This is a genomic window from Streptomyces sp. NPDC004609, from assembly GCF_042873655.1.
In the GTDB taxonomy this organism is placed as follows: Bacteria; Actinomycetota; Actinomycetes; order Streptomycetales; family Streptomycetaceae; genus Streptomyces.
On the sequence record NZ_JBIALS010000018.1, the window covers coordinates 43,228 to 62,319 of the forward strand.

Below are 19,092 nucleotides of genomic sequence, written 5' to 3' on the forward strand. Positions count from 1 at the left end.
CCCCCCACCGACGCGGCTACCGCATCAGCGCCACCAGGGCACCGCCCCCCGAGCACCACCCACCGAAGCCACCCACCAAGCACCAACCACCGAAGCGCCTCACAACCACCCCCGAAGCGCTCCATGGCCACCCCCCGAGGCGATTACCGCATCAGCAGGCCCGCGTCCTCCCCCGGGGTGTCCGTCGGGAGGGTGACCAGGCCGAGGTCTGCGTTCGCGGCCAGGAGCCGGTGTGCGGGCAGGACGCGGACGGTGTAGCCGAAGGGGCCGGTGCGGTCGAGGGAGAGCGGGCCCTCGTACACCCGGCGGCCCTCCAGGTCCGGGCCGCCGGACGGCTTCAGGGGGAAGGTGCGGGCGTCCGCGATCGCGTCGTCGGGGTCGACGCGGCCCGCGACCGCCTGGACCTCCACATCGTCCGGCTGGAGCTCGCCGAGACAGACGCGGACCCGGAGCGCGAGGGTGGCGCCCAGTTCGGCGGTGGTGGCCGACTCGGCGGAGTCCGTCTGTTCCAGGGCCTCCACATGGTCGATGGCCACCTTCGGCCACGCGGCCCGGACGTGGGCCTTCCAGGACGCGAGTTCACGGGCGGTGACGGGGTCGAGGGCGCGGTGGGCGTGGGCGGCGGGGGTGTAGAGGCGCTCCACGTACTCCCTGACCATCCGGCCCGCCAGCACCTTGGGCCCGAGTGTCGCCAGGGTGCGGCGGACCATTTCGATCCAGCGCTCGGGGAGCCCGGCCGCGCCCCGGTCGTAGAAGCGGGGCGCGACCCGGTTCTCGATCAGCTCGTAGAGGGCGGCGGCCTCTAGGTCGTCGCGGCGGTCCTCGTCGGTGGCGGAGCCGTCGGCGGTGGGGATCGCCCAGCCGAAGTCCGGCTCGAACCACTCGTCCCACCAGCCGTCGAGGACGGACAGGTTGAGACAGCCGTTGAGCGCGGCCTTCATTCCGCTGGTGCCGCACGCCTCCAGCGGGCGCAGCGGGTTGTTCAGCCAGACGTCGCAGCCGGGGTAGAGCTTCTGCGCCATACCCATGCCGTAGTCGGGCAGGAAGACGATCCGGTGGCGGACCCGTGGATCGTCCGCGAACCGCACGAGTTCCTGGACGAGCCGCTTGCCGCCGTCGTCGGCGGGGTGCGCCTTGCCCGCGACGACGATCTGGACGGGGCGGGTGGGGTGCAGCAGCAGTTCCATCAACCGGTCGCGGTCGCGCAGCATGAGGGTGAGGCGCTTGTAGGAGGGGACCCGGCGGGCGAAGCCGATGGTGAGGACGTCGGGGTCGAGCACTCCGTCGACCCAGCCCAGTTCGGCCGCGCCCGCGCCGCGCTGGCGCCAGGAGGCCCGCAGCCGCCGCCGTACCTCGGTGACGAGTTGTTCGCGCAGTTCGCGGCGGAGTTCCCAGATCTCGGCGTCGGGGATGTTCACCACCGAGGTCCACAGATCGGAGCCGCCGACGGTGAGCGCGTCCTCGGCGCGGCCCGCGCCGATCTGGCGGGCGCCGAGGCGGAAGACCTCGGGCGCGACCCAGGTGGGCGCGTGGACGCCGTTGGTGACGGACGTGATCGGCACCTCGTCGTCGTCGAAGCCCGGCCACAGTCCGGCGAACATGCCCCGGCTGACGGCCCCGTGGAGGGTGGAGACGCCGTTGGCGCGCTGGGCGAGCCGCAGGCCCATCACGGCCATGTTGAAGAGGTTGGGCTCACCGCCGGGGTAGGTCTCCATCCCGAGGCGGAGGATCTTGTCGACGGGGACGCCGGGCAGTTCGCCGCGCTCGCCGAAGTGGCGGGTGACCAGTTCCCGGTCGAAGCGGTCGATTCCGGCGGGGACGGGGGTGTGGGTGGTGAACACGGTGCCCGCCCGGACCGCTTCGAGGGCGGCGTCGAAGTCGAGTGGTTCGGGGCCGGTCCCCAGCTCGCGGATGCGCTCCAGGCCGAGGAAGCCCGCGTGGCCCTCGTTGGTGTGGAACACCTCGGGTCCGGGGTGTCCGGTGAGCCGGCAGTACGCCCGTACCGCCCGTACTCCGCCGATGCCGAGCAGCATCTCCTGGAGGAGCCGGTGCTCGCTGCCGCCGCCGTAGAGCCGGTCGGTGACATCGCGTTCGCCGGGCTCGTTCTCCTCGACGTCGGAGTCGAGCATCAGCAGTGGTACGCGGCCGACCCGGGCGATCCAGATGTGCGCGCGCAGCAGCCGGCCGGCGGGGAGGGTGAGGGAGACCTGGGCGGGGGTGCCGTCGGGCTCGCGCATGAGGGCGACCGGCAGCTCGTTCGGGTCGAGGACGGGGTAGTGCTCCAGCTGCCAGCCGTCGCGGGACAGGGACTGGCGGAAGTAGCCGTGCCGGTAGAGCAGGCCGACGCCGATCAGCGGTACGCCGAGGTCGCTCGCGGCCTTGAGGTGGTCACCGGCGAGGATGCCGAGGCCGCCGGAGTACTGCGGGAGGGCGGCGGTGACGCCGAACTCGGGTGAGAAGTAGGCGATCGCGGCGGGGAACGACTCGTCGGAGCCGTCGGGGGCTCGGGGGGTGGGTGAACTGTGTGTCTGGTACCACCTGCGGCCGTGCAGATAGTCGTCCAGATCGTCGGCGGCGGCGGTCAGTCTGCGCAGAAAGCGCCGGTCCCCTGCCAGTTCGGCGAGCCGGGCGGCCGACACGGAGCCGAGCAGCCGTACGGGATCACGCCCGGCCGCCTGCCATCCCTCGGGGTCGACGGTCTGGAAGAGATCACGGGTCTCGGTATGCCACGACCAGCGCAGATTGCGGGCGAGGTCGCTGAGCGGGCAGAGCGGTTCGGGGAGGACGGGGCGGACGGTGAATCGACGAATGGCCTTCACGGGTCCCACCTTCGCAGGGGAGGTACGCATCCGAGGGGACGCACGGCGGTGTGCGTCTCCCCGTCACCCGACGACGTTAGCCCCACGCCGCCCGTACCGGCGACGGCGCGCGCCGGCGGTGGGGGTGCGCCGGGGCGGGGGTACGGGCCGGGCCGGCCGGGCGCGAGGTCGCGGCCCGACGGGCGCGGAACCGGGGCCCGACAGGCGCGGGACCGGCGTCGTCCGGGTGCCGGGCCGGGTTCGGACGGGCGTGGGGCCGGTCCCGGGGGAGGGCGGTCGCCGGTGCGCGGGAGTACGTCGGCCGGGGGCGCGCGCTGGGGCGCTCGCCGGGGCACGGGCCCCGGGCGAGCGCTTCCCGTTCACCCCCTCGGGCGCACCGCCGTGGCGTACGGCGAGCCGAGGTTGACCGACTCGGGGTCGAACGCGCCGGCCGTGGCGTACCGGGCCGCTATCTCGGTGCGCTCGTCCGGCGGGATGACCTCGTCGATGTCGGTGAAGCCCTCCGGGGCGCGCTGGTGCGCGAGGTTGATGACCACCTCGGGGCCGAGGCGGCGGTTGGCACGCTGGAGTTCGGTCATGGCGGGGCGGCGGTCGGCCTCGTACGCGGCGAGGCCGTCGACCGGGTCGGGGTGCCGGGCCAGGGCGTGGGCGAGGGCGCGGCCGTCGACGATGGACTGGGTCGCCCCGTTGGAGCCGATGGGGTACATCGCGTGGGCGGCGTCGCCGATCAGGGTCGTACGGCCGTGGGACCAGCGGGCGAGGGGCTCACGGTCGACCATGGGGTACTCCCAGGCGCCGTCCGCGGCCCTCAGGATGTCCTCGACGACGACTCCGCCGAACTCCCAGCCCCGGTAGTGGTGGAGGAATCGCTCGACGGGGACGGCCCGGTTCCAGTCACCGCGGAAGGGGGCGACGGGGGCGCCGGACATGTGCCCGTACGTGTGTGACGTGCGCGGTGCCGGTGATCCGCCCGGCGCGTCCCGCCCGCCGGGGGAGACCCGCCCGCCCGGTGCGTCCGGCCCGCCCGGCGGATGTGCCGTGCCCGGCGCGTGTGCCGTGCCCGGCTCACGTGGGGCGCCCGGGGGACCCGGCGTGCCCGCGGAAGTCGGTGTGCCCGGGGGACCCGGCGGCTCCGGGAAGTCCGGCGCGCCGGTGAGTGACGCGTCGGCGGGCATCGCCAGCGCCCAGTTCACCAGCACCTTCCCCGTCCTGTCGGGAGCGCTCATCGGGTAGATCACGGCCTTCTGCCGGTCGTCACCGGCGATGAACATGAAGCCGCCGATCTGCCGGGCGGGTACTCGGGACACCCCGCGCCACACGAGCATCCCGTTCCACGGCGGCTCGCCCTCACCGGGGTTGAGACTGGCGCGGACGGCCGAGCGGATGCCGTCCGCGCCGATCAGCACGTCCGGTTCGAGCGAGGCGCTGCCCCGGCGTGCCCCGTCGCGGTGCTCCAGCTGGATGCGCGGGCGGCCGCCCACGAGCTGTTCGACGGCGGTCACCCGGACCCCGCCGACGACCGAGCCGGGGCCGAGCCGTTCGCGTACGGCGTCGGCGAGCACGAGCTGGAGGTCACCACGCGCTATGGAGAGCTGGGGCCAGTGGTATCCGGCCCCGCGTCCGCGCGGCTCGCGGGAGACGAGCGCGCCGCTGCGGTGGTAGTAGCGCAGCTCCCGGGTGGGCAGGCCGCGGCTCTCCAGGGCGTCGAGCAGTCCGAGCGCGTCGAGTTCGCGTACCGCGTTGGGCATGATGTTCAGCCCCGCGCCGACCGGCTGGATCTCGCGGGCCGCCTCGACGACGGTGACGCGGCGGAAGCCCGCCGCGTGCAGGGCGAGGGCGGTGGTGAGCCCGGCGATACCGCCACCGGCGATCATGAAGTGGGTCATGGGATCGGCTCTCCCGGCGCGTCGGTGATGGGGGCGGGGGCGCGGCGGGGCTCGACGGACCGGCGCACCAGGGTCTCGTTGTCCCGGGTGAGGTCGAGCACCGAGCGCAGCAGGGCGATCGGGGCGCCGCCGCTGCCCGTCTCGTACATCCGCACCTCCTCGCTGTACGCCTTGCGGGCGATGGTGATGTGCCGGGCGCGGAACGCCTTGAGGATGCGCAGCACCCGGGCGAGGGAGACCGCGGACCGGGCGAGCTGCGGCGGCATCCGGTCGTCCGCCTCCCAGCTGATCGCGGCGGACAGCTTGGAGACGGCGGAGGTGCCGCCCCGGTGTGCGGCGTAGTGGGCGCGCCACGCCGGGAGGCTGTAGACGACGGACTCCTCCAGGAAGCCGTCGTAGGCGGGGTTGCTGCGGTCGCACTGCCAGAGCGTCAGATCGATGAGCCAGAGCGGCACTTGCGCTGCGGCGGGGCCGAGGTAGTCCACCCCGGCGACATCGATCTCCTCGAAGTAGGAGCGCATCTCGGTGGCGAAGAAGACCGGGGAGACATGGGCGACGGTGAAGTCGATGGAGTCGACCATGGCCTGGACGTGGTGGGCGGTGCGGTCGAGGGCGACGGCGAAGCCCGGGTCGTACGGTTCACGGCGGGCGAGATCGGAACAGGAGTCGAGGGAGGCGACCAGGCCGGGGAAGACCATGCGGACCGCGTCCTGGAGGGCGGTTTCCATGGCGTCGCCGGTGTACATGCGCTGACGGCGGCCGAGGGGGTTCCAGGTGGTGTAGTGGTGGACGGTGTCGCGCGGCACCATGTCGGTGAGCCGGCCGAGGCGCAGCAGTACGGGGAGGACCTCGGGCACGGCCGCGACGGGCTGGACTCCGTGCTTCTTCAGCGAGCCGAGGAGGATTCCCAGGTCGCGCATGGCGGCGAGAGCGTCGGTGATGCCGAATCCGGCGAGCTGTTCCGGCAGGGGGAGCAGGCCGCGCAGCGCGCGGGTGAGCGCGGGGACGTCGGCGGCGGCGTTCATGGCGGGCACGGTGGCGAGCGGGGCGTCGGCCCCGAGTGGATCGGCCGCGCGTATCTCGGCTATGCGGTAACGCGGGTCACCGCGCTGTGTGAGACCGGGTGCGACCAGGTCGTACATGGTCATCATGGACCCCCCTCGGACGCGTCGAGGAAATCGGTTGGGTGGTGGATTGCGCGGTTCTCGCGTGGCGGACGGCCCCCCAGCCGCCCCGGCGCCTGTGCTGCGCCGCACGCCGTGCGTGCACCGTCACTCCGGGGCTCCGCCTACCGGTCCGGGCGTACCGATCCGGAGCCGGTGGCGGAACCGGGTAAGGACCCGGGGCGGAAAAAGGGACCGGTCCCGGCCGTCCCCGGGGCGGGGGCGTGCTCTCCGGGCGCGGGCTGTCCGGGCGCGGGCTGTCCGGGCGCGGGCTGTCCGGGCGCTGGCTGTCCGGGCGCGGGCTCCCCGGGGACGGCGGGCTTCCCGGGCGCGTGCTCCGGCAGATCCTCCGGGGTCTTCCCGGTGCGGGAGGCCCGCCCGGGGGCGGACGCCTGCTCCGGTACGGATACCGGGGTATCCGCTGCCGGGACGCGCAGTCGTACGGACAGCAGCGCGGCCAGGAGCGCGAAGCCCGCGCCAGTGAGCAGGGCCGAGCGGAATCCCGCGGTCTGGGCGTCCGGGCCCGCTCCGGAGCCGGTGCCGCCCGTGGCGACGGCGACGAGGATCGCGAGTCCGAGGACCGCGCCGAACTGCTGGCTGGTGTTGACGAGCCCGGAGGCGAGACCGGCCTCGTCGGGCGCGGCGTCGGCGGTGGCGGCCGCGTTGGTGGTGACCATGACCAGCGGCAGGGCCACTCCGATGAGGAGGCTGGGCGCGAAGATCGTCGAGAAAAAGGTTCCTTCGGCCGTGAGTGCGAACGCCAGCCAGATCAGTCCGCCGGTGAGCAGGGCGAAGCCGAGGGTCATCGTGCCGCGCAGTCCGAGCCGGGCGATGAGGGCTCCGGCCCCGGGTGACACGGCGATGACGACCAGCGACAGCGGCAGCAGCCCGAGTCCGCCGACGAGCGGGGACACACCGAGGACGGCCTGAAGGAACAGGCTGACCAGGAAGAACATCGGGAACAGCGCCATCTGTGCGAGGGCGCTGATGATGTTCGCGTCCCGCCGGGCGGACCGGCGCAGCACGGCGGGCGGCACCAGGGGGTGGGCGGTCCTCGTCTCGACGGCGGCGAACGCGGCCAGCAGGGCCAGCCCGGCACCGCCCGCGGCGAGCGTGCGGGGGGCGGTCCAGCCCGCCTCGCCCGCGCCGACGAGCGCGTACGCGAGCAGGCCGAGGCCGCCGGTGGCGGTGAGCGCGCCGACCGGGTCGAAACCCCGTGCGGCGCTGCGGCTGCCCCCGTTGAGCAGTCGCAGCGCCGCCCCGCCGAGCAGCAGCCCGACGATCACATTGAGCCAGAACGTGGAGCGCCAGCCGAGGGTGTCGGTGAGCACTCCCCCGAGGACGGTTCCGGTGACTCCGCCGAGCCCGCCCATCGCGGCGAACGCGCCGAGCGCCTGGTGGCGCGCGGGCCCGTGCGGGAAGAGCCGGAGCACCAGGGCGAAGGCGGCGGCCGCGGCGAACGCGGCGCCGGCTCCCTGCACCGCGCGGGCGGCGATCAGTGCCGGTGTGCCGGTGGCGAGCCCGCCCGCCGCGGACGCGGCGGCGAGCACCGCGAGCCCGGTGAGATAGACCCGGCGGTGCCCGAGCAGATCGGCGGCGCGCCCGCCGAGCAGCAGCAGCCCGCCGAAGGTGATGAGGAAGCCGTTGGCGACCCAGGCCATCCCGGCGGCGCCGGCGCCGAGTTCCCCGCCGATGGAGGGCAGCGCCACGTTGATGATCGCCGTGTCCATGATGACCAGCAGCTGGGTGCAGGCCAGCAGTGCGAGCGCGGCCCTGGGCCGTGAGGTGACGGGAGGTCCTGGTGCCGCGCCGGGTGGGGGGTGGGCGGGCGCGTTCCCGGCGCGGGCGGGGACGCGCCGGGTGGATCTCGGGCCCGTGGTCACTGCAAGGCCCCGGGTGAGCGCGTGGGGGCGCCGTCCAGGTCGTAGCCGTCGAGGCACGCCGTGGCCAGGCGTTCGCAGTTCTGCGCACCGCCGGCCCAGTTCTGCATCGTCAGATAGACGTGCGGCGCGCCGTGGTAGAAGCGCTCGTACTGCTCGTGGCGCGCGGCGAATTCCGACCCCAGCGCGTCCCAGGCCAGCTTCAGCAGCTTGATCCGGTCCTTCGCGGGGGTGCCGGGCGTCCGCAGATACGTGCCCACGACCGGGCCCAGTTCGGGGTGCAGCAGGTCCTCCGCGGACGCGGGGAGCTGGATGACGGAGCTGCCCGCGAGCTGCCTGATCTCCTGGACGGCGCGCGGATACAGCTCACCGGCCATGATGCGCTGGGCGAAGGAGATCTCGGTGCCGGGCATGACCCCGCCGCAGCCGCCGTCGACGTGCTCCCAGGACGCCTCGGCCGCCAGGACGAACGCCTTCGCCTGGGCGACCATCCCCAGCAGGCGCCCGACGGACTGGGTGACGGCGGGCAGTTCATGGGTGCCGTTGGAGCGGGTGAGCAGGATGGCGACGCCGGCGAGGAACTCCAGTTTGGTCCAGAAGCGGGTGGAGGCCTGGTGGACGAAGTTGAGATACGCGGGGGTCTCCCACCACATCGCGGCGGTGGCTGCCACGTTCCGGTAGGTCAGTACGCGCTCCCACGGCACGAAGACGTCCTCGCAGACGAGCAGCGAGTCGTTCTCGTCGAAGCGGGAGGAGAGCGGGTTGTCGAAGACGCCCCGCGCCTGCGCCTCGTACGACACGCGCGAAACGAATTTCAGCCCGGGCGTGTCGATGGGGAGGGAAAAACACAGAGCGTGATCGACGTCGTCGGGCGCGAGGGGTTCTATGGTGCCGACGACGACCTCGTCCGCGAAGACGGCGCCCGTGCCGATCATCTTGGCGCCCCGCACCACGATCCCGCCGTCGCGCTCCTCGACGGCCCGGACGACGAGGTCGTCCTCGCCGGTGCCGGACCGCGGATCACTGATGGTGAAGGCGCAGTAGAGGTCCTCCTCGGCGAGTCTGCGGTGGTACGCGAGAACGTTGTCGGAGCCGTCGAAGGTGTCGGTGGTGAACAGCCGGGGCATCGCGGCGAAGCCGGCCGCGCCGCTCGCCATGTAGTCGGGCGTACGGCCGAGGAAGCCGAAGCTGGACTCGGCCCACACCTTGTACGCCTCCCGGCGTGCGACCAGGTCGGCGTGGGTGCGGGGGACGACGTAGGCCCGGTGGACACCGTCCGAGGTGAGGAGGTGGCTGTGCTCGGAGTCGTGGGCCAGGTCGTAGAGACGCGCGATGGAGGACGCGGTGTTGCGGAAGGCCGGATGGCTGGTCACGTCCTTGACGCGTTCACCGTCCAGCCACACCTCACGCCCGTCATCCAGCGAATCGAGGTATTTCCGACCAGACCTGATCAACGTTTCTCCTCAAACGGAACGTCCCCCGACAAAGCTGAGCCTCGCTCCCGCTACGGACACGGGGCAATGAACGACCGTCCAGCGGTGATTAAGAACCGGCCAGTCATGCAGCTGAGGGACGTCCTGCCCGATACTCCCCGGGAGTCATCCCGTACCACTTCCTGAACGCCAGATGAAATCCGACCGAACTCTGGTAGCCGACTCGCTGGGGTACCGCGGACTGCGGGATCGACGTCTCGCCGAGCAACCGGGCGGCCTCCTGCATCCGCCGTCCGGCGAGATGGCGCGCGGGCGCCTCGCCGACCAGCTCACGGAAGGCCGCGGTGAAGGCGGAACGGGACATACCGACCTCTCTGGCGAGCGACTCGATCGTCCAGGGCTCCGCGAACCGGGTGGCGATGATCACCATCGCCTTGCTGATTCCGGGGTGCCGCAGCACGGGCAGGGACGAGGGGTTGTCCGCCAGCTCGCGCAGCAGCGGACGCAGGGCCAGGACGAGCGCCATCTCGAAGGCACGCAGCGTGACCAGCCGGTCGCCCGGGCCCACGGGGCGGTCGGTGGTGGCGAGCAGCCTCAGCGTGTCGCGCAGCAGCGGCTCCTGGTCGACCTGGGAGCAGTCGAGGACCAGGGCCCAGGGAAGGGCCTGGTAGAGACCCGTGGCGGCGGACGCGTCGTAGTGCAGGCCCGCGCACAGCAGCCGACTCACCGGTCCGTCGCCCTCGATCCGGATCTCCCCGGACGTGCCGGGCTCCCGCTCGGGCAGCATCGTGCCGAGCGCGACACCGCCCCGGCGCTCGGGGTGGTCCGACAGCCGGTGAGCGAGCCCGGTGGGGAAAACCGCCAGGTCACCGGCGTGCAACTGGAACGGGGTGCGGCCGTCCGCGGTGATCCAGCAGCCGCCCTGGGTGATGAAGTGCAGGACGGCGCAGCTCTCTTCCGCGTCGCCCTCGATGGCCCATGGGGCACGCACATGCCAGCGGCTGTCGAACACCCCGGTGAGGCGCAGGGGCTTCAGCAGTTCGCTGAGGAGGTCGTCGCCTTCGGTCGCAGCAGTCTCAACGGAGTCCATGGACGATCCTTCAACCTCCGACCCGGTTTGTTAATTGATCGGCCGAAGCCGCCGCCGCCAGCCTGGTAGGGCCGTACACGGCAACGAAGACACCCTATCGAAGGGCTCATCAGACTCATGTCCGATCACATTCCGATGCGCGTGGCCGTCGTGGGGGCGACGGGCTTCCAGGGAGGTGCCGCGGCACGGCTGCTCGTCGAACGGGGACATCAGGTCCGTACGCTCAGCCGCAGGCCCGAGGCGGACCGGCCGGAGCTGCCCGGAGTCACCTTCGGCAGTGGTGACCTGGGGCGTTACGAGGATGTACGGCAGCTGTTCGAGGGCGCGACCCACGCGGCGGTCGTGATGCCGCTGGTATATCAGGCGGAGAAGGTCATGCGTTACGCGCAGCACATCGCCGAGGCGGCGCGTGAGTCCGGCGTACGGCGGCTCGTCTACAACACCAATACGCGGATCCCCGACCGGACCACCAATGTCGTCGCGTTCGAGACCCGCCGACTGGCGGAGACGGTGTTCCGGGAGAGTCTGGCGCGCAGCGGCGTGGAGCTCGTGGTCATTCGGCCCGCGGTCTATCTGGACAATTTGTTCAGTCCGTGGAACGGCCCGGCCCTGGTGCACGAGGGCGTCCTCGCCTATCCGCTGCCCGCCGACACGCCGACGGCGTGGATCTCGCACCTCGACCTCGCGGAGGCGGTCTTCGCTGCGCTCACCGTGGACGGCATCGCCGGGCGTGTCTTCGGCATCGGCGGCTCGCGGACGGTGACGGGGGCGGAGCTGGCGGAGTGCTTCGCCCAGGGCCTCGGGCGCCCGGTGCGGTACGTGCCGCTGGAGCCCTCGGTGTTCGAGCAGGGGCTCGCGCAGTTCCTGGGTGCGGAGTCGGCGTCCGGCGTGTCCGGCGTCTACCACTACATGGCCAGCGGCGTGGAGCCGGAGCTGATGGCGGGCGACGACGGAGCGTCCGCGACGGCGCTGTCGGTGAAGCCCGCGTCCGTCGAGGAGTGGGTGGCGCGGCAGCCGTGGCGGATGTGGACGGAGGCGGAGGCGTGAGCCTGCTTCCGGCGGGGGTCCTCCCGGGCGAGCCGAGCTGGGAACTCGCCCCCGCCTGACGCCGCCGCTCGCGCCGGGGCGCCGCGCCTCGGGCCCCTGCGCCTGAATCGCCGGCGAGGCTGAGTTCGCCGACCCCCGCGACACGGCCCCGCCCCGGCGGACACCGAAGTCCTCCGCGTACCGGCGGGGCACGCTGTGCACCTGCCGTCCGCGGTCGGCGGCGAGCCTGGTGGACACCAGAGGTCTCCATGCCGGCGGGACGGGATCGCCGCGCCGGCCTCCGGACACCGGAACGCCTCACGCCCGGGCGAGGGGGCACGCTGCCCCACCGCACCCACCGGGGCTCTGCCCCGGACCCCGCGCCTCAATCGCCGGCGAGGCTGAGTTTGCCGACCCCCGCGACACGGCCGGGACGGCACCAACCCCGCACACGACGAAGGCGCAACGCCCCCGCCGCCACCGGTCGGCGCAGCCCTGCCAACCAGCCCGCCAGGCGATGGCGGCCCCGCTCTCCGAAACGCGGAACCGAACCCACCGCCCCGGCAAGGCGACCCGCCCTCCCGCAGACGGAACCGAACCCACCAGCCCCACCGGGCGGTAAAGGCGCCCGCCAACGGTCGGGGTAGCTCTACCAACCAACCCCGCCAGGCAACGAAAGCCCCGCCCTCCCCCGGACGGAACCAAACCCACCAGCCCCATCAGGCGGTGCAGACCCCTGCCCTCCAGAGGGCGGAACCGAAACCACCAGCCCCGCCGGCGATTGAGGCGCGGGGTCTGGGGCAGAGCCCCAGCCGGACGGCCGCACCGTGAGGGGCGGCGACACCAAGAGGGCGCCCGGCGGGACACCCGAGCCTCGCGCGGGCCCGGGCCAGCCCGCCGGGACACCCGAACCCCGCACGCCCGCCGCGCAGAAACCGGGCCCGCACGGCCGCCGCGCAGAAACCGGCCCGGGACGGGCACCCGCCGGCACCCCGCACACCGCGCACACCGGCGCACCCGTGGCCCAGTCGCCCGGTCCCCTTCGCGCCGCTCCCGCACCCCCGTGCCACCTTGTGCGCCCGGTCGGGGGGCGATAGGAAGCGGGACACCGGGTTGCCCTCCCCGCGGACGCGGGAAGGCTCAACCGGTACGCGTACCCGAGCGACCGGTGCGCATCGCGTGAGCGTCGTGGCGCGCGCCGGGCACGACCCCTGGCAGACCCCCTCGTCGACCGTCATCCGCCCAGTTCTTTCCGCCCACCGAGTGAACGCGGACAGGAGCGGCCATGCCCCCAGCACGTCAGTCGTCGACCGAGCAGTTACAAATACCAGAAATCTTCAACAAAAACGGTAAAACAACACATACATCTCAACCTGCCCTGCCCGCACAGCCCTCAGGTGAACCCATGATCGGTCGCATCCCCGTCCTGGACGTCAGTCCCCAAGTCGACTGCGGGAGGAGGCCCGCAAAAGCGGTGGTCGGCGAGACCTTCCAGGTCAGCGCCACCGTCTTCCGTGAAGGGCATGACGCCGTCGCCGCGAACGTCGTCCTGCGCGACCCGAACGGCCACTCCGGCCCCTGGACCCCGATGCGGGAGCTCGCTCCCGGCACGGACCGGTGGGGCGCCGAGATCACGCCGGACGCCGAGGGGGGGTGGACCTACGCGGTGGAGGCATGGGGCGACCCGGTCGCCGCCTGGCTCCACCAGGCCGAGATCAAGATCCCGGCCGGCATCGACACCGCGCTCGTCCTGGAGGAGGGCGCACGGCTGTACGAGCGCGCCGCGGACTCCGTGCCCAAGAACGACGGCAGGGAGGCCGTACTCGCCGTCGTGGACGCGCTGCGCGACGACGCCCTGTCCCCCGGGGCCCGGCTCGCCGAGGCGCTGACCGCCGAGGTCTCCGCCGTGCTCGGCCGGCATCCACTGCGTGAACTGGTCACGATCTCACGCCCGTTGCCGCTGCTCGTGGAGCGCCGCCGCGCCCTGTACGGCTCCTGGTACGAGCTGTTCCCGCGCTCCGAGGGCGCGGTCGTGGAGGAGGGCCGGCCGCCCGTCTCCGGTACGTTCCGCACCGCCGCCGAGCGGCTGCCCGCGGTCGCGGCGATGGGCTTCGACGTGGTGTATCTGCCACCCGTGCACCCCATCGGCACCACCCACCGCAAGGGCCCCGGCAACAGTCTCACCCCGGGCCCCCACGACGTCGGGGTGCCGTGGGCCATCGGCTCCCCCGACGGCGGGCACGACGCGCTCCACCCGGACCTCGGCGGCTTCGAGGACTTCGCCCACTTCGTGGAGACGGCCCGCGCCCTGCGGCTGGAGGTCGCCCTCGACTTCGCGCTCCAGTGCTCACCGGACCACCCCTGGGTGACCGAGCACCCCGAGTGGTTCAGCCACCGCGCCGACGGGAGCATCGCGTACGCCGAGAACCCGCCGAAGAAGTACCAGGACATCTATCCGATCGCGTTCGACCAGGACATGAGCGGACTGGTCCGGGAAACGCTGCGGGTGCTGCGTTTCTGGATGGACCACGGTGTCCGGATCTTCCGCGTGGACAACCCCCACACGAAGCCCGTCGTCTTCTGGGAGCAGGTGATCGCGGACATCGGCCGCACCGACCCGGATGTGATCTTCCTGGCCGAGGCGTTCACCCGGCCGGCGATGATGCGCGCCCTCGCGGCGGTCGGCTTCCAGCAGTCGTACACCTACTTCACCTGGCGCACCACCAAGCACGAGCTGACGGAGTATCTGACCGAGCTGTCCGGCGAGACGGCCTCGTACATGCGTCCCAACCTCTTCGTGAACACCCCGGACATCCTGCACGCCTATCTCCAGTGCGGCGGCCGTCCCGCGTTCGAGGTGCGCGCCGTGCTGGCGGCGACCCTCTCACCGTCCTGGGGCGTGTACGCGGGCTTCGAACTGTGCGAGAACACGGCGGCGGGCGAGGGCAGCGAGGAGTACCTGCACTCCGAGAAGTACCAACTGCGCCCCCGCGACTGGGAGTCCGCCGAGCGCGAGGGCCGCACCATCGCCCCCCTGATCACCGCGCTCAACCGCATCCGCCGCCACAACCCCGCGCTCCAGCAGCTGCGGGACATCCACTTCCACCACACCGACAACGACGCGGTCATCGCGTACTCGAAACGTTCCGGCTCGAACACGGTTCTTGTCGTCGCCAACCTCGACCCCCACCACACCCAGGAGGCGACGGTCTCGTTGGACATGCCGCGACTCGGCCACGCGTGGCACGAGACCGCCCCGGTGCGCGATCAGCTCACCGGCGAGACCTATCACTGGGGCAGAGCGGCCTATGTGCGCCTAGAGCCGGGCCGTACGCCCGCGCACATCGTCGTTCTGCGACCGTCCCCGCCGATCGGAGGGTCACCCACATCATGATCGTCAACGAGCCCGTCCACGACCTGTTCGAGGACACCCCCGCGAGGGACCGCGATCCCGACTGGTTCAAGCGGGCCGTCTTCTACGAAGTCCTGGTGCGGTCCTTCCAGGACAGCAACGGAGACGGCGTCGGCGACCTCAAGGGCATCACCGCCAAGCTCGACTACCTCCAGTGGCTGGGGGTCGACTGCCTCTGGCTGCCACCGTTCTTCAAGTCCCCTCTGCGGGACGGCGGTTACGACGTGGCCGACTACACCTCCGTACTGCCGGAGTTCGGCGATCTCGCCGACTTCGTGGAGTTCGTCGACGCCGCGCACCAGCGCGGTATGCGCGTCATCATCGACTTCGTCATGAACCACACGAGCGATCAGCACGAGTGGTTCCAGCAGTCCCGCAGCAACCCCGACGGGCCGTACGGCGACTACTACGTCTGGGCCGACGACGACAAGCAGTTCCCGGACGCGCGGATCATCTTCGTCGACACCGAGACGTCCAACTGGACCTTCGACCCGGTGCGCAAGCAGTACTACTGGCACCGCTTCTTCTCGCACCAGCCCGACCTCAACTACGACAACCCAGCCGTGCAGGAGGAGATCGTCTCCGCGCTGCGCTTCTGGCTGGACCTGGGCATCGACGGCTTCCGGCTGGACGCGGTGCCGTATCTGTACCAGGAGGAGGGCACCAACTGCGAGAACCTCCCGCGCACCCACTCCTTCCTCAAGCGGGTGCGCAAGGAGATCGACGCGCACTACCCCGACACCGTGCTCCTCGCCGAGGCCAACCAGTGGCCCGAGGACGTCGTCGACTACTTCGGCGACTACGCCGAGGGCGGCGACGAGTGTCATATGGCGTTCCACTTCCCCGTGATGCCGCGGATCTTCATGGCCGTACGGCGCGAGTCCCGCTACCCGGTCTCGGAAATCCTCGCCAAGACCCCGGCGATCCCCACGAGCTGCCAGTGGGGCATCTTCCTGCGCAACCACGACGAGCTGACCCTCGAAATGGTCACCGACGAAGAGCGCGACTACATGTACGCGGAGTACGCCAAGGACCCGCGTATGCGGGCCAACATCGGCATCCGCCGGCGGCTCGCCCCGCTGCTGGACAACGACCGCAACCAGATCGAGCTGTTCACCGCGCTGCTGCTGTCCCTGCCCGGCTCGCCGATCCTGTACTACGGCGACGAGATCGGCATGGGCGACAACATCTGGCTCGGCGACCGGGACGCGGTGCGGACGCCGATGCAGTGGACCCCCGACCGGAACGCGGGATTCTCCTCCTGCGACCCCGGGCGGCTCTATCTGCCGACCATCATGGACCCGGTCTACGGCTACCAGGTCACCAATGTCGAGGCGTCGATGAGCAGCCCCTCGTCGCTGCTGCACTGGACCCGGCGGATGATCGAGATCCGCAAGCAGAATCCCGCCTTCGGACTGGGCTCGTACACCGAACTGGCGTCCACGAACCCCGCGGTGCTCGCGTTCACCCGCGAGTACAAGGACGATCTGGTGCTCTGCGTCCACAACTTCTCGCGGTTCGCCCAGCCCACCGAGCTGGATCTGCGGGAGTTCACCGGGCGGCGGCCGGTCGAACTGATCGGCGGGGTGCGGTTCCCGGCGGTGGGGCAGTGGCCGTATCTGCTGACCCTGGCCGGTCACGGCTTCTACTGGTTCCGCCTCCGGAAGGACCCGGCAGCCCCCGCCGGGACGGCCGCTGCGGTGCCCCCGCCGCTCTGACGCCACGCCGTTACCCCGGGGGGAGGCCCCGCACCGCCGCCCCGGGTGCGGCCCCTCCCCCGGGGCTTGAGCCCCGCCCCCGGCTTCCCCGGTGCCGGTGGGGCCGATCCGTACCGCCCGTGCCGGGCCCGGCCTCTGGTGGGTTGGCCCTGCCTTCCGGGGCCCGGCTCCACCGTGGGGCGCCGTGCCGGGACCGGCCGCGGGCAGCGCCGCCGGGTCCACCGGCCGCGCCGCGGCGGCGGCGGGCGGGGCCGCGCGACCATGCCGTGGCGCACCGGGCCCTGGCGGGGGTTCGCGGCCCCGGCACCCGGGGGCCGGGCTCCGCCCACGAAAGGCGGGGACACGCGGAATCGTCCCGGCCGGCGTTCGGGGCGCGGGGGTTCGGGTGCAGCGCCGCCGACACACGGGCGCCGCCGACACACCGGCAGCGCCTCTGAAGCACGGGCGCCACCGACACACGGGAAGCGCCACCGACACACGAGCAGCGCCCTTGAAGCACGGACGCGTCCGGCGCCTGGGCTCATCCGCGTACCAGGCGCCCGCCCCATACCTCCAAACGCGTTTCCACCGCCTCGCACCGGGCACTCTCTTTGCCATCCCCGCGCGCCGCCGGACAGTCAATGCCATGATCCGGGACACTCTGCGCATTCGGCGTCATTTAGGGTGTATCTCGGGGAAAGGACGCGATGCCATGTCGGAGGCTGCTTCCACCCGGACTCCCCTCGCCCGTATCCCGCTCCTCCCGTCCCTCGCGCCACTCCTGCACGCCTGGCTGCCACGCCAGCGCTGGTTCGCCGGGAAGGGCCGGCCCGTCACCGGCTTCTCGCTCGTCTCCGCGACCGAGCTTCTGCCCGTGACCGGCACCGGCCCGGGGCTGCTGCACCTGCTGGTGGACGTGGAACAGCGGCCGGGGCTCCGGGCAAAGACCCCACGCGATCCGGCCGACTTCGCCGACTCCGGCGAGGACTGCTACCAACTCCTCCTCGGAGTACGCGAGACACTGCCGCCCCATCTCGCCCCCGCCCTCATCGGCCGTCCGGCCCGCGGCCCGCTCGCGGGACGGACGGTCTACGAGGGCCTGCGCGACCCCCGGCTCGCGGAGCTGCTCCTGGAGCGGCTGCGCACGCCGGGCACGCTCGGGCCCCTGCGCTTCGACCGGTTCGAGGGGGCCTCCGCCGTCCCCGGCGGACTCACCGCGAGGCCGCTGGACGCCGAGCAGTCCAACTCCTCGCTCGTGTACGGGGACGCGTACATCCTCAAGGTCCTGCGGCGGGTCCAGCCGGGCCCCAACCCCGATCTGGAACTGCCGCTGGCGCTCGCCCGCGCCGGGTGCGAACGGGTCCCCGTGCCGGTCGCCTGGTACGAGTCGACCGCGCCCCGCCCGTACACCCTCGGCGTCCTCCAGCCCTTCCTGCGCGGCTCGCGGGACGGCTGGCGGCTCGCGCTGGACGCGCTCGCGGGCGGGCGGCCGTTCACCGACGAGGCCCGGGCGCTCGGCCGGGTGACGGCCGAGGTGCACACCGCGCTGGCCGCCGAACTGCCCACGGTGACGCTGGGCCGGGCCCAGACCGAGCATCTCGCGGCGGCGATGCGGCGACGGCTCGACGAGGCCGCGCAGGCGGTGCCCGCGCTGCTGTCGTACGTGCCCCGGCTGCGCACCGCCTTCGACGCGCTCGACGCGCTGGGGCGGGAGGGGCGCGGAGGCCGGGCCTGGCGGGCCCAGCGGGTCCACGGCGATCTGCATCTGGGCCAGACGCTGTACGCGGATCCCGCCCACGGCTCCCGGCGCGACGGCGGCTGGTCGGTCATCGACTTCGAGGGCGAGCCGGCGCGCCCGCTCGACGAGCGCCGCAGGCCCCAGCCGCCGGTGCGCGACATCGCCGGGATACTCCGCTCGTTCGACTACGCGGCCCGCACCCACCGCCCCTGGAACCCCGCCTGGGCGGAGAGCTGCCGGTCCGCGTACTGCGCGGGATACGCGGAGGCGTCCGGCGACGATCCGCGCGCGGAGCCCGAGCTGCTGCGCGCCTACGAGACCGACAAGGCGGTGTACGAGGTCGTGTACGAGGCCCGGCACCGCCCCGACTGGCTGGCGGTCCCCATGGCGGCGATCGACCGCCTCGCGGCCCGTGACTGACCGCCGTCCCGTGGACCGGGCCGGAACAGGGGTGCGGTGCCGGGCCGGACAACCCGGCGCGATCCCCGGCACGGACACGGACACAGCCACCGACCCGTGCACCGGCACCCGGCGCGGACACCCGCCACCGGCACCGACGCACACGCCGACGCCCGGCGCGGACCACACCGGCACCCGGAAACCCCCGCCCCCCGGGGCGGACCGCGAGGCCGGACCCTACCCCCCACCCTCTCCGAAGGAGGCACTTCCCCGTGACCGCCGCCCGACCCCCGTACCGTGACTCCTCCGACTCCGACGCACCCGCGCAGGACACGACCCCGAGGTCGGCCGTACGGTCCGCACCGGGGACCCCCCAGGCGTCCCGCCATGCCCCGCCCCAGCACTCCGCGCCGGTCTCCGGCCGGCGGCACACGGCGGCGTCCGGCGGACGGCCGGTCCCGGCGTCCGGGAGGCGGCCCGATCCCGTCCCCGGCCCGGTGTCCGATCCCGCATCCGGCACCCGGAGGGCTGCGGTCCGCGGGGACGCCG

Annotated in this window: 10 protein-coding genes; 4 read left to right on the top strand and 6 right to left on the bottom strand. The window is 72.7% G+C overall.

Annotation, left to right across the window (positions count from 1 at the left end; all coding sequences use genetic code 11):
* Positions 1–143: 143 nt before the first annotated feature.
* The 6 genes from glgP to ACFYT4_RS19150 all read right to left on the bottom strand — a co-directional run bounded on the left by glgP (position 144) and on the right by ACFYT4_RS19150 (position 10,271).
* Complete coding sequence (gene glgP / locus ACFYT4_RS19125) at positions 144–2,819, bottom strand: alpha-glucan family phosphorylase (protein ID WP_389269918.1); 2,676 nt, start codon at positions 2,817–2,819, stop codon at positions 144–146.
* Between the two features lie 359 nt (positions 2,820–3,178).
* Positions 3,179–4,705: an FAD-dependent monooxygenase gene (locus ACFYT4_RS19130; RefSeq protein WP_389269920.1), complete on the bottom strand. Its 1,527-nt coding sequence runs from the start codon at positions 4,703–4,705 to the stop codon at positions 3,179–3,181.
* Positions 4,702–5,856 (bottom strand): monodechloroaminopyrrolnitrin synthase PrnB family protein, encoded by a 1,155-nt coding sequence (locus tag ACFYT4_RS19135; RefSeq protein ID WP_389269922.1) that lies wholly within the window; start codon positions 5,854–5,856, stop codon positions 4,702–4,704. The genes ACFYT4_RS19130 and ACFYT4_RS19135 overlap by 4 nt, the downstream gene beginning before the upstream one ends.
* Before the next feature lie 137 nt (positions 5,857–5,993).
* The gene (locus ACFYT4_RS19140; RefSeq protein ID WP_389269924.1) at positions 5,994–7,751 is read right to left on the bottom strand and encodes an MFS transporter; all 1,758 of its coding nucleotides are present in this window, start codon (positions 7,749–7,751) and stop codon (positions 5,994–5,996) included.
* Complete coding sequence (locus tag ACFYT4_RS19145) at positions 7,748–9,202, bottom strand: 4-hydroxyphenylacetate 3-hydroxylase family protein (protein WP_389269926.1); 1,455 nt, start codon at positions 9,200–9,202, stop codon at positions 7,748–7,750. Before ACFYT4_RS19145 ends, ACFYT4_RS19140 begins: the two co-directional genes overlap by 4 nt.
* A gap of 103 nt (positions 9,203–9,305) precedes the next feature.
* Positions 9,306–10,271, bottom strand: coding sequence for an AraC family transcriptional regulator (locus ACFYT4_RS19150; protein ID WP_389269928.1), 966 nt, complete (start codon positions 10,269–10,271; stop codon positions 9,306–9,308).
* A gap of 117 nt (positions 10,272–10,388) precedes the next feature.
* Here ACFYT4_RS19150 and ACFYT4_RS19155 point away from each other — a divergent pair, with 117 nt between their 5' ends.
* The 4 genes from ACFYT4_RS19155 to ACFYT4_RS19170 all read left to right on the top strand — a co-directional run bounded on the left by ACFYT4_RS19155 (position 10,389) and on the right by ACFYT4_RS19170 (position 18,564).
* Positions 10,389–11,318, top strand: a complete 930-nt coding sequence (locus ACFYT4_RS19155; protein WP_389269930.1) for an SDR family oxidoreductase — start codon at positions 10,389–10,391, stop codon at positions 11,316–11,318.
* A 1,384-nt stretch (positions 11,319–12,702) separates the two neighbouring features.
* The gene (locus ACFYT4_RS19160; RefSeq protein ID WP_389269932.1) at positions 12,703–14,691 is read left to right on the top strand and encodes an alpha-1,4-glucan--maltose-1-phosphate maltosyltransferase; all 1,989 of its coding nucleotides are present in this window, start codon (positions 12,703–12,705) and stop codon (positions 14,689–14,691) included.
* Positions 14,688–16,427, top strand: coding sequence for a maltose alpha-D-glucosyltransferase (gene treS, locus ACFYT4_RS19165; protein ID WP_389269934.1), 1,740 nt, complete (start codon positions 14,688–14,690; stop codon positions 16,425–16,427). The genes ACFYT4_RS19160 and treS overlap by 4 nt, the downstream gene beginning before the upstream one ends.
* A 691-nt stretch (positions 16,428–17,118) precedes the next feature.
* Entirely contained in the window at positions 17,119–18,564 is a 1,446-nt protein-coding gene (locus tag ACFYT4_RS19170) for a maltokinase (RefSeq protein WP_389269936.1), read from the top strand.
* Positions 18,565–19,092 lie beyond the last annotated feature (528 nt).